Source organism: Pantoea sp. LMR881, assembly GCF_027157825.1.
GTDB classification, from domain to species: domain Bacteria; phylum Pseudomonadota; class Gammaproteobacteria; order Enterobacterales; family Enterobacteriaceae; genus Pantoea; species Pantoea haifensis.
In genome coordinates this window covers 3,317,606-3,333,815 of record NZ_JAPVOK010000002.1, presented here as the reverse complement: position 1 = coordinate 3,333,815, position 16,210 = coordinate 3,317,606, and the positions used below count along the sequence as shown (strand labels likewise).

Annotated in this window: 10 protein-coding genes and 4 pseudogenes; 3 read left to right on the top strand and 11 right to left on the bottom strand. The window is 49.7% G+C overall.

What is annotated here, in order from left to right:
• Positions 1–101: 101 nt before the first annotated feature.
• Positions 102–2,385: pseudogene (maeB, locus tag O3W44_RS17540) on the bottom strand (NADP-dependent oxaloacetate-decarboxylating malate dehydrogenase).
• Positions 2,386–2,729: 344 nt separating this feature from the next.
• Here maeB and tal point away from each other — a divergent pair.
• Positions 2,730–3,679, top strand: a pseudogene (tal, locus tag O3W44_RS17535) (transaldolase).
• 63 nt (positions 3,680–3,742) lie between these two features.
• On the top strand, positions 3,743–5,743 hold the full coding sequence (tkt, locus tag O3W44_RS17530) for a transketolase (RefSeq protein WP_269294045.1): 2,001 nt from the start codon (positions 3,743–3,745) through the stop codon (positions 5,741–5,743).
• Between the two features lie 54 nt (positions 5,744–5,797).
• On the opposite strand, the pseudogene O3W44_RS17525 reads toward tkt, so the two are convergent.
• The 7 genes and pseudogenes from O3W44_RS17525 to O3W44_RS17495 form a co-directional block, all read right to left on the bottom strand.
• Positions 5,798–6,064, bottom strand: a pseudogene (locus tag O3W44_RS17525) (fimbrial protein); the annotation flags it as partial.
• A gap of 17 nt (positions 6,065–6,081) precedes the next feature.
• Positions 6,082–6,297 carry a hypothetical protein gene (locus tag O3W44_RS17520; protein WP_269294044.1) on the bottom strand — a complete coding sequence of 72 codons (216 nt, stop codon included), beginning with the start codon at positions 6,295–6,297 and terminating at the stop codon, positions 6,082–6,084.
• A gap of 23 nt (positions 6,298–6,320) precedes the next feature.
• Positions 6,321–6,767, bottom strand: coding sequence for a fimbrial protein (locus O3W44_RS17515; RefSeq protein WP_269294043.1), 447 nt, complete (start codon positions 6,765–6,767; stop codon positions 6,321–6,323).
• A 113-nt stretch (positions 6,768–6,880) separates the two neighbouring features.
• Entirely contained in the window at positions 6,881–7,873 is a 993-nt protein-coding gene (locus tag O3W44_RS17510; protein ID WP_269294042.1) for a fimbrial protein, read from the bottom strand.
• Positions 7,873–10,391 (bottom strand): annotated as a pseudogene (locus O3W44_RS17505) (fimbria/pilus outer membrane usher protein). The gene O3W44_RS17510 and the pseudogene O3W44_RS17505 overlap by 1 nt, the downstream one beginning before the upstream one ends.
• 79 nt (positions 10,392–10,470) lie before the next feature.
• A complete protein-coding gene (locus O3W44_RS17500) occupies positions 10,471–11,148 on the bottom strand; it encodes a fimbrial biogenesis chaperone (RefSeq protein ID WP_442954650.1) in 678 nt (225 codons plus the stop codon).
• A 63-nt stretch (positions 11,149–11,211) separates the two neighbouring features.
• Positions 11,212–11,757: a fimbrial protein gene (locus O3W44_RS17495; protein ID WP_269294040.1), complete on the bottom strand. Its 546-nt coding sequence runs from the start codon at positions 11,755–11,757 to the stop codon at positions 11,212–11,214.
• Between the two features lie 552 nt (positions 11,758–12,309).
• Between O3W44_RS17495 and ampH the strand changes: the two genes are divergently transcribed.
• A complete protein-coding gene (gene ampH / locus O3W44_RS17490; RefSeq protein ID WP_269294039.1) occupies positions 12,310–13,473 on the top strand; it encodes a D-alanyl-D-alanine-carboxypeptidase/endopeptidase AmpH in 1,164 nt (387 codons plus the stop codon).
• Here the strand turns inward: ampH and O3W44_RS17485 are convergent.
• From O3W44_RS17485 to napC, 3 genes are all read right to left on the bottom strand, one after another.
• Positions 13,470–14,543, bottom strand: coding sequence for a DUF1176 domain-containing protein (locus O3W44_RS17485; RefSeq protein ID WP_269294038.1), 1,074 nt, complete (start codon positions 14,541–14,543; stop codon positions 13,470–13,472). The two genes, ampH and O3W44_RS17485, sit on opposite strands and share 4 nt — an antisense overlap.
• A gap of 392 nt (positions 14,544–14,935) precedes the next feature.
• Entirely contained in the window at positions 14,936–15,514 is a 579-nt protein-coding gene (nudK, locus tag O3W44_RS17480; protein ID WP_269294037.1) for a GDP-mannose pyrophosphatase NudK, read from the bottom strand.
• 108 nt (positions 15,515–15,622) lie between these two features.
• Positions 15,623–16,207 carry a cytochrome c-type protein NapC gene (gene napC / locus O3W44_RS17475; protein WP_269294036.1) on the bottom strand — a complete coding sequence of 195 codons (585 nt, stop codon included), beginning with the start codon at positions 16,205–16,207 and terminating at the stop codon, positions 15,623–15,625.
• Positions 16,208–16,210 lie beyond the last annotated feature (3 nt).

The window sequence follows — 16,210 nt, the reverse complement described above, 5'->3', positions numbered from 1 at the left end:
TAAATCAAGGCGGCAAGCTTACTCATCCCTAAATCTTCCCGTAAGTGATTCGGGTGAGTCAGCGCAGCCAACGCATAGATAGCGTCTACCATGACGGCGATTTACAAAGGCTTGGTTTGGGCTTCAACCACTGCAAGCGCCACCATATTAACGATGCGTCGCACCGAGGCGATGGGCGTTAATATATGCACGGGCCTGGTGATCCCCATCAGCACTGGCCCTACCGTGACCCCTTCTGAACAGGAGACTCTGAGTAGGTTGTAACTAATACGCGCCGCTTCGACATTTGGCATGATGAGCACATTGGCGGTGCCTTTTAGCGGGCTGTCGGGCATTAAATCACGCCGTATGCTTTCTATTAATGCTGCATCACCATGCATTTCACCATCAATTTCCAGCTCTGGCGCACGCGCTTTTATCAAAGCCAGGGCATCACGCATTTTGCGGGCGCCAGGTGCATTTGAGGTACCAAAACTGGAGTGCGACAGCAACGCCACGCGCGGCTCAATGCCGAAGCGCCGCACCGTTTCAGCCGCCATGAGGGTGATATCGGTAAGCTGTTCCGGGGTCGGATCTTCATTTACGTAGGTGTCAGCAATAAAGGTGTTGCCGCTCGGCAGCAGCAGCGCATTCATCGCGCCCGCCACTTTCACGTCATCACGAAAACCAAAGACTTTTTCAATGACTTCATAATGCTCACGATAATCACCAACAGTGCCGCAAATCAGCGCATCCGCTTCACCGCGATGAACCATGATGGCACCGATCAGCGTTGGGTTGCCAATTACTGCGCGCTGCGCCTGTTCAGGCGATACGCCGCGTCGCTTCATAATCTGGTAATACTCATTCCAGTAAGCTTTAAAACGCGGGTCAGATTCATTATTTACTATCTCAAAATCTTTTCCTGCTTCGATTTTCAGCCCCTGCTTTTGCAGACGCATGGCAATCACATTGGGCCGGCCAATCAAAATCGGCTTTGCCAGCCCCAGCGAAACTAATTCCTGAGTCGCATGCAGCACGCGCACCTCTTCGCCTTCCGCCAGCACGACACGCTTCGGTGATTTACGCGCCTGCGAAAAGATTGGCTTCATAAACAGATTGGTTTTGTAGACGAACTCAGTGAGTTTTTCGCGATATGCCTCGAAATCCTCTATGGGACGGGTAGCGACGCCGGAATCCATTGCGGCTTTGGCAACCGCGGGCGCGATCTGCACGATCAGGCGTGGATCGAACGGTTTTGGGATCAGATATTCCGGGCCGAAACTGAGATCCTGATCGTCATATGCTGAGGCGACCACATCGTTCTGTTCCGCCTGCGCCAGTGCCGCTATTGCATGCACGGCTGCCAGTTTCATCTCTTCATTGATTGCTGTTGCCCCGACATCCAGCGCGCCACGGAAGATAAACGGGAAGCACAGAACATTGTTTACCTGATTCGGGAAGTCGGAGCGTCCGGTACAGATAATCGCGTCGGGGCGTACAGCTTTGGCCTGCGGTGGCATGATTTCCGGTTCCGGGTTAGCCAGCGCCAGAATCAGCGGATCGGTGGCCATTTTTTTCACCATCTCTGGCGTCAGGACATTGGGACCTGAACAGCCAAGGAAAATATCCGCATCCGCAATTACGTCATCCAGTGACCGTTTGCCGTTGTCCTCAATGGCGTAATCCGCTTTGGTTTGCGCCATGCTGGCTTCGCGGCCGCGGTAAATGACGCCTTTTGAATCGCAGACCACAATGTTGTGCTTCTGCATACCCAGCGCCACCAGCAAATTCATGCAGGCAATCGCTGATGCCCCTGCGCCAGAAACCACCAGCCGCACGTCTGAAATGGCTTTTTTACGATGCTCAGGCCATTTAAGACCGCGGCGGTGCAGATGATGGCGGTACCGTGCTGATCGTCGTGAAACACCGGTATCTTCATGCGTTTGCGCAACTGCTGTTCGATGTAGAAACACTCCGGCGCTTTAATATCTTCAAGATTAATGCCGCCAAAAGTTGGCTCCAGCGCGGCGATGACTTCGATCAGCTTGTCGGGATCCCGCTCATCAATCTCAATATCAATATCAAACACATCGATACCGGCGAATTTTTTAAATAATACGCCTTTACCTTCCATTACGGGTTTTCCGGCCAGTGCGCCAATGTTGCCTAAACCCAGCACCGCCGTGCCGTTGGAAATCACGGCGACCAGATTACCGCGTGCCGTGTACTTATGCGCAGCCAGGGGTCTTTTGCAATTTCCAGGCACGGTGCCGCAACGCCTGGCGAGTAGGCCAGGGCTAAATCACGCTGGGTCGCCAACGGTTTAGTGGGCGACACCTGAATCTTGCCGGGTGTCGGATATTGATGAAAATCAAGCGCGCTCTGCTTCAGTTGATCATCCATTGGGCATCCTTAGTCGCCGCGAAAAGTTGCACCAGTATAAGAATCAACCTGCAGCAAGAGGGTGAAGGAGCTCAAAGAACCTCATTGTTTAACGGCACAGAATGCTACAGGTGAGCCTGCGTCATTGATTTCGGCTGCTATGCTTAGGAATGGATATGGCGCACCCCACGGTTTAACACCGCATGAAGGCACCTCGCTCCGCTCTCCACGGCAACAATCAGAGAATCCGCATTTTCATATGAAAGTCTCTGTTGCAATGTGATGGGTCCGCGTTACCGGAAGCAGCCCTGCAAGGCTCAAGGTGTTCCTTTTCGCTTTAATGTTTTTATTCAAGGAGTTTAGAGATGAACCAGCTAGAAGCCCTTAAACAGTTCACCACCGTGGTGGCGGACAGTGGCGACATTGAATCGATTCGTCATTATCACCCCCAGGACGCCACTACCAACCCTTCCCTCATTCTCAAAGCTTCCAGTCTCGACGCCTACAAACATCTGATTGACGACGCCATTGAATACGCCAAAAAACAAGGTGGCAGCAAAGAGACGCAAATTATTAACGCCAGCGACAAAGTGGCGATCAACCTCGGTATGGAAATTCTGAAAAGCATACCAGGCCGTGTTTCGACCGAAGTAGATGCGCGCCTCTCTTTCGATCGTGGCATGTGTGTCACTAAAGCGGAAAAGCTGGTTCGCCTGTACGAAGAGCACGGTATCGATCGCTCACGTATTCTGATCAAACTGGCCTCGACCTGGGAAGGGATCCGCGCGGCAGAAGAGCTGGAGAAAAACGGCATCAACTGTAACCTGACGCTGCTTTTCTCTTTTGCTCAGGCGCGTGCCTGTGCGGAAGCGGGCGTGTTCCTGATTTCGCCGTTCGTGGGGCGTATTTATGACTGGTACAACACGCGCAAACCAATGGATCCGTATGTGGTTGATGAAGATCCAGGCGTGAAATCTGTGCGTCGTATTTATGACTACTACAAAAGCATCGTTATAACACCGTCATCATGGGTGCCAGCTTCCGTAAAGTAGAACAGGTTCTGGCGCTGGCGGGCTGCGATCGTCTGACCCTTTCACCAAATCTGCTGGAAGAGCTGCAAAACAGCGATGCGCCGGTAGAACGTAAGCTGGAACCTTCCACTGAAGGCTTCCATCAACCCGCTTCACTGTCAGAAGCGGAGTTCCGCTGGGAACACAACCAGGATCCGATGGCGGTAGAAAAACTGTCTGAAGGTATTCGTCAGTTCGCTGTTGATCAGCAGAAACTGGAAGATGTTCTTTCCGCCCGACTGTAGTTTTAAACATTTTATTGATGGATGGGAGATTTCCCATCCACAGAGTTAACAAGGGAGAACCCTATGTCATCACGCAGAGAGTTGGCGAACGCGATTCGTGCATTAAGTATGGATGCGGTACAAAAAGCAAACTCAGGCCATCCCGGCGCACCGATGGGTATGGCAGATATCGCCGAAGTGTTATGGCGCGACTTCCTGAAACATAACCCAACCAACCCCGCGTGGCTCGATCGTGACCGTTTTATTCTGTCTAACGGCCACGGCTCAATGCTGCTGTATAGCCTGCTGCACCTGACCGGCTACGACCTGCCGATGGAAGAGCTAAAAAACTTCCGTCAGTTGCATTCAAAAACGCCAGGCCACCCGGAAATTGGTTATACGCCAGGCGTAGAAACCACCACCGGTCCACTCGGTCAGGGCCTGGCCAACGCGGTGGGTTTAGCCATTGCTGAACGTACGCTGGCTGCCCAGTTCAACCGTCCGGATCATGAAATCATCGACCACTTTACCTACGTGTTTATGGGTGACGGTTGCCTGATGGAGGGTATCTCTCATGAAGTCTGCTCACTGGCAGGCACCCTGGGTCTGGGCAAACTGATCGGTTTCTACGATCACAACGGTATTTCCATTGACGGTGAAATCGAAGGCTGGTTTACCGATGATACCCACAAACGTTTTGAAGCCTATAACTGGCATGTGATTGGCGACATCGACGGACACGATCCTGAAGCGGTTAGCCAGGCGATCAAAGAGGCACAAAGCGTCACTGATAAACCGTCGCTGATTATTTGCCGCACTGTTATCGGCTTTGGCTCGCCGAATAAAGCCGGTAAAGAAGAAGCGCACGGCGCGGCGCTGGGCGAAGAAGAAGTGGCATTAACGCGTAAAAAGCTCGACTGGCATTATCCACCGTTTGAGATCCCCGGTGAAATTTATCAGCAGTGGGATGCAAAGGAAGCGGGTGCTGAGCGCGAAAAAGCCTGGGACGCCAGGCTGGAAGCCTATAAGCAGGCTCACCCGGAACTGGCGCAGGAATATTTGCGGCGCATGAACGGTGAAATGCCCTCAACCTGGGAAACTGACACGGCGAAATTCATTGCCGAACTGCAGGCGAATCCGCAAAAAATCGCCAGCCGCAAAGCCTCGCAAAACACGCTGGAATACTACGGCAAAATGTTGCCAGAGTTTTTGGGCGGCTCCGCTGACCTTGCGCCAAGCAACCTGACTATCTGGTCAGGCTCCACGCCGATTAAAGAAGATCCGGCCGGTAACTATATTCACTACGGTGTACGTGAATTCGGTATGACAGCCATCGCTAACGGCATTGCACATCATGGTGGCTTTGTCCCTTACACCGCGACTTTCTTGATGTTTGTCGAATATGCCCGTAATGCGGCCCGTATGGCGGCGCTGATGAAGGCGCGTCATATTATGGTTTATACCCATGACTCAATTGGACTGGGCGAAGATGGCCCGACGCACCAGCCGGTAGAGCAGCTCGCCAGCCTGCGTTTGACGCCAAACATGAGCGTCTGGCGTCCCTGCGATCAGGTAGAAACCGCCGTGGCGTGGAAAGCCGCCGTTGAGCGTCATCACGGACCTACCGCGTTGATTCTTTCACGTCAGAATCTGGCACAGCCGGAACGCACACAGGCGCAGATTGAAAATATCGCGCGCGGCGGCTATGTGCTGAAAGATTGCGACGGTACGCCGGAAGTGATCCTGATCGCCACCGGTTCAGAAATGGAAATTACACTGGGCGCGGCAGAGAAGCTGACGACTGGCGGGCACAAAGTGCGCGTGGTCTCGCTGCCATCGACCGATCTGTTTGATGCGCAAGACAGGGCCTATCGTGAATCGGTGTTGCCATCAACGGTGAAAGCACGTGTTGCGGTTGAAGCGGGTATCGCTGATTACTGGTTTAAGTACGTGGGCCTTGATGGTGCCATTGTCGGTATGACCACCTTCGGCGAATCTGCGCCTGCCAGCAAACTGTTTACCGAATTTGGCTTCACGATTGAAAACATCGTTGCCCATGCGGAAACGTTACTCAAGCCGGTGTAATGCGTTGGCCCTTCTCACCTCTGTGAGAAGGGCCATTACGCTCTCACGCCTGTTTCACTGGTAAGTAAACGTTAAATTCACCACTGAATTAAAGGTGCCACTGCTTGCCCCGCCTGTTGGGGTATACATACGCGCTGAAAGCGGAAAATAGGCTTTATGGGTTTTTGCATCAATAGGTGACTGGAGAGACATTCCGTTACCATAGAGGGTATCTTGCGCTTTAAGTTGTAATGCAATGTTCTTGCTGGTGCCGTTATTTTTAAAAGCCTTGCTGTCGTTATTGTCGGGCGTACCTGAGAAATTCACCGTCGCCTGGGTTAAATAGGCGGGACATTCATTTAACTGTAACTGGAAGTCGACCCACTCCCTCCCGTTCCTGCGGTGGCTAAACGGCGTATCTGGCCTTTAGGCAACTCAACCTGTTTGCTGCGCGTATTGGTATCAACAATACACGGATTCGCGATGACTTTGCCCGTCAGGCTTATTTCGCTGGCATCGGTCATGCAGACCATGAGGCAGAATGGCAAACCAGCGAGGTAACGATATTTAGGCATAATATATTCCTTACTGGACTGAGTTACTGATATTCAAACGTCGCAGTGATAACAGATGAAATATCACCAGGCGTAGCCGAACCTAATGCAGAATAGGCGCGAGCCTGAAGATTAAATTGAGTGCTGTTACTTCCCGATGCGATAAACGAGATTAACGTGGAACCATTGCTGACCAGCGTATTTGACGAGCGTTCAGTAATTTCCACCGCTGTATTAGACGCAGGAGAGCGCGCGATATTTTTCCAACGCTGCGGTGATTGAGGATCTGCCTGGCCCGAAAAACGCGCGGTAACGCTGGTCGTTCCCGCTGGACAATTAATCAGCCTGAGCTGAAAAGGAACCATTGCCGAGCCCGCACCCGATGAAGCCAGAGAAGATGCCTGAAGGGTTTGGCCTAAATCAACACTGACTCTCTCTTCAGAAACGACACAGGGAGAAGCCGTTATTCTTCCGCTCACATTGATATTCACGCTGTCTGCCAGACAAACATCTGCGGTAAATAGCCCCCTGCCAGAGCACAGGCTAAAGGCAATAATTTATTTCCCATTTTTATTTACCCGAACCTCTGTTAAAAGATGAAATATTACTGATAAGTCAGCACTAACGTTGCAGAAGCATTCGCAACGCCGGCTTGCACGACTGGTTTTGTCTGAATGTAGCGCGCTGTTAAAGGTAAACTTTCCTGGCCGCCTGCCATCTTTTTTAAATATACCTTTTTATTCACTGGATAAGGCTGGCCGTTATAATACAAACGAATCCCGACACCAGACGCAGTTCCTTTTTCTCCCTGGTTATCCAGTGCCATTACCGTTGGGGCATCGGGTAAGTCTGGATGTTGCCTGCCCATAATCTGAACATAAACATTTGCATCAGCATCACAGTTCAAACCTAAATCTTGTGTATTACTGGCAGGAGGGCTAAATCCTATTGTAGAACCGAAAGAAGTCACTGGAACATTGCCTAAAGGGAAGATCAAAGCAGGGGTTGTTATTGAACAGGCTACGGTTCTGACATTAAATGAATTTAGGGTTATCAGACTGTGATTTATGTTTCCGCTGTTATTAACATCTGTTAACAGGCTCATAAAACTGCCAACATCCACTCGAGCAACTCTGCCAGAATCCGTTGGACCTGTTTTATAAAAAATAATCGTTGAATGTAATGTGACATTCCCTCCACCTATAAATTTTCCCTTTTCCTCATAATGGACAGCTGAATCGGGAAATCCAGGAAAAACATTAACATCGTTAACATACGTATCGGCTGCATAGCCGCCTACCCCAATTGAATAGCCTACACCCGGAAAACCTGTAGGATAAATTTTGCCGTATATTGAATTCCCGACTGAACTCCCCGTTACGAGTATTCCTACCTGATGACGAGGTTCAGGATCACCACTACATATAAAACGCACAGCATCAGGAGAACGCATTCTAAATAACTCCGCCCCTACAGGAGTATCCCGCTGAATGACTAATGTAGGAATGGTAAAGGCCAGTGAATTTTGCCCGTTACATACACCAGCAAATAAGGGTGACGAGACTAAAGTTAAAAACAATAGCATTATTTTTTTCATTACAGACATTTTCCTGAAAGCAATTGCACACCCGATTTTGTTCTGTCCAGTACATATTTAGCCTGACAAACGCCACTGTTATCTTTTCCCCAGCGCAACGTTATTTCCCCTTCAGGCTTTAAGCCTGAAAGATAAATTTGACCATTGTCACCCACAACAGACATTTGTTGCGTCACGCCATTCACTGTTGCCATCGCGCCAAATGGCACTGGCTGACCATTCAAACGCGTCAGTGTCATAATGATACGATGCCCCACATTTGCACGGTATTCTGCCAGGGCTATCGCGCCACGAGTTGGAATAACACTTTTCGTGGTCAACTGCAGTTCTACATCATCAGCGAGAGTTTCAGTATCAAGTGAGATATCATTTTTACGATAAGGTGAGACATTACTGACAACGGTGTAACCCCGGAAATCCGTTCTGGCACCGGTTTGATTAGTTACACTTACCGCTTTTGCGCCCGGTGCTTTTACCAGCGCGATAGTTTCGCCAAAAGGTTGCGCAAACGTTACGCCATCAGCATGCGCGATAATACCGCCGTTCAGGCCGTAGTTTATTCGTTGGCTATTTTTATCATAACTGTAGCCCGCCGTGACTTCAGCGTAGGTTCCTCTATACGTTGCGTTTAGATTACCGCTGTGCCCGCTTTGACGGGTGCCGTAACCTTGTTGCGCATTCCAGCTTAGTGCATTACCCGCCAACGCGAGGCCGCTAACGCCAACCGTATGGGTGGTATTTCCTTGCTTGCTGGTGCTGAGGTTGTAGTTCGCCCAGCTGTTAGCCAGAAAACGCGCCAGCGGTACGCTGACATTCAGTGCAAAGATCTGGTCCTTGTCATATCTTTTGCTGCTCCTGCCTGTGCCGTAGGAATTTTTGCTGTAGGTGTAGTTGACGCCAAAAGAAATTCCCTGCCATGAGTTGTTATAACTCAGGCCGTAAGATTCCATGCGCTTGTTTGTTTGCCAGTAATCTTCCCGGACTGCACTTCCCGTTACTGCTCCATAGGCAGAACCCAGGGTCTGGCTAACGGTTAATTCGGTGCGGTTACGGCGGCGCTCTTGCAGTGCATTGATGTCACCATAGGAATTCAGTACTTCCTGCATGCCGTAATAGCCCGCTGTTGAATAGCGATAGCCTGCAATAGCAAAATTCGTGCCGCTGGCGGTAAAATTTTTGCTGTATCGTATTCGCCATGACTCTCCTCTTGTCTTATCCAGATAGTGTGGACGAGACCAGGCTTGCGTGACATCAGTAGAGAGTGCGCCAATCCCCCCATGTTTTTACCCACGCCCAGGGCCAGCGATTGATATTTGCTGGAAGACTGGAGGCCGCCATAAATTGTAAACCCGTTGGGAAGCCCATAAATCGCCGTCCCCTGACCAATCGGTGTTTTATCTATGCGGCTGTTATAGGCGCGATACTGACCGCCCGTGATACTGTATTTGAGCCGCCCCTCGCGCTGTAAGACAGGTATAGAGGCAAAGGGCACTAAAAAGTTTTGCTCGCTGCCGTCGGCTTCTTTAATCGTGACATTGAGGTCACCCGAGCCGCCAGTGGGATACATATCAGTAATTTCAAACGCGCCCGCCGCAACATAGCTTTGGTAAATGGTGTAACCGTTCTGGCGAATAATCACTTGCGCATTTGTTCGCGCAATACCGCGCACAACGGGTGCGTAACCTTTCAGACTGTCTGGCATCATTTCATCATCAGAAGCCAGTTGACCACCGCGAAACGGAATGCTGTCAAAGACTTCGGAGGGCGATGAACTGTCCCCCAACGTCAACTGGCTTTTTAGCGCAATGATATTGCGTTGGGCATAGGTATAAATTGAATCCCATCGGGACTCACCGTAAATATCACGGTTCCAGGTGGAATAATTGCGTATGCGCCATGCGCCAAGATTTATGCCGGGGCGCAAATTTGCATACTGGCTGTTGCTGTCTGCTGAGTTACCACTACGATCCCAGCTATTATTAGCACTAACGCTATAGTTTAATAAAACAGCATTCACGCCTTCGCTCCACATTTCAGGCGCAACATAGCCACGTGGCTGAGAAGATAATGCAGCCTGCGGAATGCTTAATATCAGCTTTTGTGCTGAAAACAGAAAATCTGCTGTTGCCTGCGGAATAGCGGTAATATTAGCGCAATCGCCTCCTTTATTCAGTGCAGGAAAAAGCGCAGTCTTTATACCGTAACTTTGCAATAATTCTGTTGAAAGACAGGGTTTAATGAGTGCTTGATCATTACCCGCCGCGAAAAATTCAATCTCACGCGTATCTACCATCTGGTTATTAATAATAATATCAACGCGGTATTTCCCTGGTGCCTGAGAGCCTTTTTCAAAGAAAGAGAGATCGATCTCGTGTGTCACTGGATTATCCAGCTCCAGTAACGCCGGATTAAAATAGTCTCGCGCATGCGCTAAATGCACCGTACCAGAGATCGTCAACGTAATGAGAGTAGCAAGTGAGCTTAATACAAATACATGAGTTTGTTTTGTTATATTCATAAAGTCTGTACTTCCTTATTGTACACATACGTTGCAACAACGTCCTGATCTGAGTGCAACTTTCAGTGCCCATAAAGAATCAAATAGACCCTTGATAAGCCATGCTTATTCCGCCAAAGTCATTAATGATTTTATACATGACCGGCCCTGAGGTGATGCCTGTCGGCAATTTAAAGCGCGCTTCACCGCCGGGTGAAACATAGGTAGGTTCAGCTATTTTCATTCCTGCAACGGTAATTTCATTGAAGTTTATGTAATAGCTTGTCGGGTTCGTCACCAGGATTTGATCCCCGGATTTTTGCCAGGTCAGTTTTCCTGCTACATCGTCCAAAGAGATGACTTTCAAAGCATCCGGCCGATAAATCAGTTTAATACGTGTTTTCACCGCCACTTGTAACGTGTTCTCTTTTTTCTCTGTTGCGGGAATGGATTTAATGTTGAGCCAATACATTGACTCTTTATTTTCAGGCAATATTCCTGTCAGAACAATTCGCATAACATTTTGCTGTTTTTGATCCAGGCGATAAAGCGGCGGCGTAATAATAAAAGGCGTTTTTTCATTATCGCCTTTTTGTGTTTCAACCCATGACTGAATAAGATAGGGAATACTGTCAGGGTTACTAATACTTAATGAGGCTTCTTTCTTACCGCCATCATAAATGACCCGCGTACCGCCAACAATTATGCCAGCACTGACGTAATTCGCACTCAATGAAATGAGCAATCCCATTAGCAATGATTTACATGTTATTTTCATTTTAAACCTTAAAAGATTCTTCGGGCTGTCGTCACACAGCCCGCCTCCTCAATAATCATTGGGTTAGTTATAATTCAATGTAAATTGAGCAACGGCATTTGCCGGGCCTGCGGTAACGGTGGAGGCCATTTGAATATAGCGAGCTAAAAACGGTATGTTATTTACGCCTTCAGACAAAGAAATATTGCTGGAAGCAGAGAACAAAGGCAGTACAAGTTGATTATGATCTGAAAGCTGAACGGCGACGCCTGTTGCGACGCCCGTTCCGCTGTTGAGCGCCAAAACTCTATTATCACCATTGAAAGCATTGCCGTCGAATTTCACTGTCGCGTTGGTCACACTGCTCGGACAAGATTTAAGAATCATCATGAATTTAGTGGTAGCCGCGACAGAACCCACCCCCGTAAAGGAACTTTTAGCCACTTTACCTAAATTCACCGTCATCGTGTTGCTACTTCCTATATCTACTGTGCAGGCAGTATCGACGATTTCACCGGTAAAATTAACAGTACCGTCAATAGCAAGTACAGAGGTTGAAAACAGTAAAACCACAGAAGCAGTCGTGGTGGCAATAAATTGCCGTGGCAATAATTTTAAACTTTCATTCATTTTATTTACTCGTTTAGTTAAAGACTTAAAGATGAAAATATAAACATCCCGTCAAGAAACAACGACATTAGACAAAAAAAATGAGCAGTTTAAAACGATTATTCCCTTAAAAAAGAACAAACTATAATTTAATGAAAAAAACGAGAAACCAAAATCACATCTTTGATATCAAAAGAGAAAACACCTCTTAATAAGAAAAATTAAGATGGCTAAAATCTTCATTAATCTGTGAGAAATTAACATCCAAACATATCGAGTGCTTATTTATACCCGCCAGCGATTAAACATCGTTGCTTTATATTTATAGGTTTTCAGCACGACCGTCCCGTTCACGTCAGGTTCAGGATACAACAGGAACGCTCAACCATCGGCTATGCGGAAACGTGACTCAAGCGAGTGTCGTGCGTTGGCTCTTTTTCATTTCTGTGGGAAGAGCCACGTTAAGCCGCGATATACGGCAGAAAAAAATCCCATTTCCCCTCTTCACCTCAAAGGCAAACTGATTACTATAGTTTTCCTCTGACCCTTACAGCGAACTCACCCACGTTGAAAATGCGCATACCTTCTTTACTGGCCTTAATAGTTTCTCTGCTTCCGTTAAAAACCATGGCGCAAATAGCGCCCGATCCGCTTCTCTCGTCGCAAATCGTTGATCGCTATGCTGAACATATCTTTTATGGCAGCGGCGCAACCGGCATGGCACTGGTCGCTATTGATGGCAATCAGCGCGTTTTTACCAGCTTTGGCGAAACCCGCCCCGGTAACAATGTCCGGCCGCAAAAAGATTCACTGATTCGTATCGCCTCGCTCAGCAAGCTAATGACCAGCGAAGTGATGGTAAAAATGGCTGAGCGCGGGGTAATTCGCCTTGACGACCCACTGAGCAAATATGCCCCGCCCGGCACACGCGTTCCTGACTACAACGGTCAGCCGATTCGGCTAATTAACCTTTCTACCCATACCAGCGGCCTGCCGCGTGAGCAGCCTGGCGGTAAACCGCATCGCCCGGTATTTATCTGGCCAACGCGCAGCGAACGCTGGGAATGGCTTTCTCGCGCTAACTTAAAAGCCACACCTGGCACTGATGCCGCCTATTCCAACCTCGGCTACGATTTGCTGGGTGATGCGTTATCGCGTGCGGCGGGCAAGCCCTATCCGGCGCTGCTCCAGCAGTTGATTACCCGTCCTCTGGGGATGAAAGACACTACGTTTACGCCGTCACCCGAGCAGTGTGGTCGTCTGATGGTGGCAGAAAAAGGTGCCAGTCCGTGTAACAACACCCTGGCTGCGATTGGCAGCGGGGGCGTCTATTCTACGCCAGATGATATGAGCCGCTGGATGCAGCAGTTTCTGAATTCCGCAGTGAGCCAGCGCACACCGCAGGCCGATCGGCTGCAAACGCTGATTTATCGTCGCGATCAGCTTCATAAAGTGGAAGGCATGGATGTGCCGGGCAAGGCTGACGCATTAGGCATGGGATGGGTTTACATGGCACCGAAAGCGGGCCGTCCAGGTATTATTCAAAAAACGGGCGGCGGCGGTGGGTTCATCACCTATCTGGCGATGGTGCCGCAGTACAACGTGGGAGTTTTTGTCGTTGTGACGCGCTCACCGCTGACCCGCTTCACCGCCATGAGTGACGGCGTCAATAATATGCTGGCTGAACTGGTGGGTAATCAGATCGGTTCACCGATGATGGTGCAGGCGATGCGCTAACGCTGCTGGGCTGCGGTGCCTGACTGGCTCACCCACAGAGTGGGCCAGTCATCGCTGCTGTGCCAGGCATCGCACGTCGACTCTTGTGCATACTCCGCCAGCACAAAGTTGTTGCCGTTAAACTGCCAGCGCGTTGCCGTGCCGCAGTCGCCTAAGCCGCGCCCTTTGCTGAAGGTATAAAGCAGTCCGGTCGAGGCATCATATTCCGCATTAATCAGCTCTAACTGACGTTCCGTGGTGGCAGGTGGCGTAAAGGGTAGCGTCAGGCTTAAGCCCCGGGCGACGTAAGGCGGCGTTCGGGTCACTTCAAACGCTAAATCGATAACGTTATAAGCGCCCATTTCACAACTCACCAGCAGCAAGGCCTTATGATCGGTCAGTGGCGAGACGCTCACTTCGCGCCGCATAGGATCGAGCGAACAGGAATCAGTATTCACGCGCCATGTGCCGAAATCGATCAGGCCGCTGGTCTCTTCCTGCGTCAGCGCAGCCGGTTGCGACGGTACCACAGGCAGTTGCGGTAAGACCGGCTGGGGCGGCACGTCCCAACTGGCACGATCGCCACGCTTGATCCAGGCGCTCATGCCGTTGACCCGCCCTTGCACGTCATCCATCAGTAACAGCGCAGCTTTCATACCCCGCAGAGAAATCATGGCGTTGGGATCGTAGGTGAGTTGCAGAGTTTTAGCCTCCATCACCAGATCGAGAAATTCATCAATGGCGATAGCATTGCTGGTAGCAAGATGATGCGGTTCTACTGTCCAGTGCTTCAGGTCGGGTTTGAGACGACGCTGATCAATTAGCAGGTTGTCTTTCAGATTACCGCCAGGCAACTCGCCGCTGTAGGCGCTGCCGTAGTCGATACGCAGCAACGGGCGATCGTTCACCCCGGCATGGCGCGAAATCGTCATCACTAATCCGTTGTCGCCCGGAATATTGCGTGCCACGCAAAATGCCGCGTTGTTACAGGTCATCTGCCAGTCAGAAAATGACTTTTGCAGTGGCTCGGCCTGCACAGTAGCAACACAAAGAAAAGACAACCCAAACAGCGATTTCGTCCAGTAAGGCATTAAGAAAACCGATCCCTAAGTATTTAGAGTAGAGATGATAGCGCAACGACGCCCCCGACGAAGATCGGAAATTGTGACCCCGCCCGGAAAGCGCAATTAACTGCTTAAAAAGCCGTCATCATCGTGTGCAATCACAAAAGGTGAAGCATAGAAAACAATCATCAGATGCGCACGGTTCTGGCTCAATCGGATTTATCGGACAAATTTTATCCAGCAGTACAAGAGGTTAGCACCATTTTTTAATGAGGTATTTCGCGCGAAATATATGACATAAAGCGTGATGAAACGCGCCGTTTATAAACAGCGCGATGCAATCCTGAACAAACTGTTAAACGTAACCAACAACGGCAGGCAGGCAGGCAGGCAGGCAGGCAGGCAAATTTTACGGGCACTCAGGCTTTCAGCCATCCTGCCAACTGCGCATGTTGCAGCAACATAATGGTTTTGCCATCACGAATACGCCCATCTTTTACCATTGCCAGTGCTTCAGGGAATGTCATCTCCAGGACGTCGATGGATTCATCCTCAACCCCACCGCCCGCGTTGTCACGCAGGGATTCGTTATACTCGGCTGCAAAGAAGTGAATCAACTCAGTCACGCCGCCAGGTGACATGTAGCATTCATACAATTTTTCGACTTCGCCAATCGCATAGCCGGTCTCTTCAATGGCTTCTTTGCGAATGCAATCTTCTGGCGAATCATCATCAAGCAACCCGGCACAGGCTTCGATTAGCATGCCGCTTTCATTACCATTCACGTAGGTTGCGATTCGGAACTGGCGCGTCAGCACGACACTGTTTTTTACACGGTTATAGAGCAGGATCGTGGCACCATTGCCGCGATCGTAAACTTCGCGTTTATGGCGCAGCACATCGCCTTTATGATCGGTGATTTCGTAGGTGAAGTTGCGTAAAACAAACCAGTTTTCTGACAGCAACTTATCTTTAATGATATTGATCTTAAACGACATGATATCTCCGCTACGTCTTGAAGGGAGCCTGTCATAGTAGGAGGATGTGAGCGGGAAAACTATCCGAATTAACGAAACGCACCGGATTTTTCTGGTGCGTTTCGCGGATTAAAAACCGTTTGGCTCATCTTTCATATCAGGCAAGTGGTGTGCAATACCTTTATGACAGTCGATACAGGTTTGCCCGGTTTCCACCGCTTTGGCGTGCATTTTTGATGCGACCGTTTTTTGCTGTGTGAAGTCCATATATTCAAAATTGTGACAGTTGCGGCACGCCTGAGAATTATTGTTTTTCATCCTGCGCCACTCGTTACGCGCCAGTTCAATACGGTGCTCTTCGAACTTTTGCGGCGTATCCACCAGGCCGAAAATTTTGGCGTAGACTTCTTTACTGGCTTCAATTTTACGCAGCATTTTCGGGCCCCACTCATGCGGCACATGGCAATCCGGACAGGTAGCGCGTACGCCGCTGCGGTTGGTGTAATGTACCGTCTGCTGGTATTCCTGATAAACATTGTTGCGCATTTCATGACAGCCAATACAAAACTCCTCGCGGTTGGTCATCTCCATGCCAGTATTAAAACCGCCCCAAAAAAGAATGCCCGCGCCAAAACCAAGCAAAAGCAAGGTGCCAAGCGCCAGGCGACTCGGGCGTCGCCACCAGCGCCATAACCGTATTATTCGCTGTTTCATCGT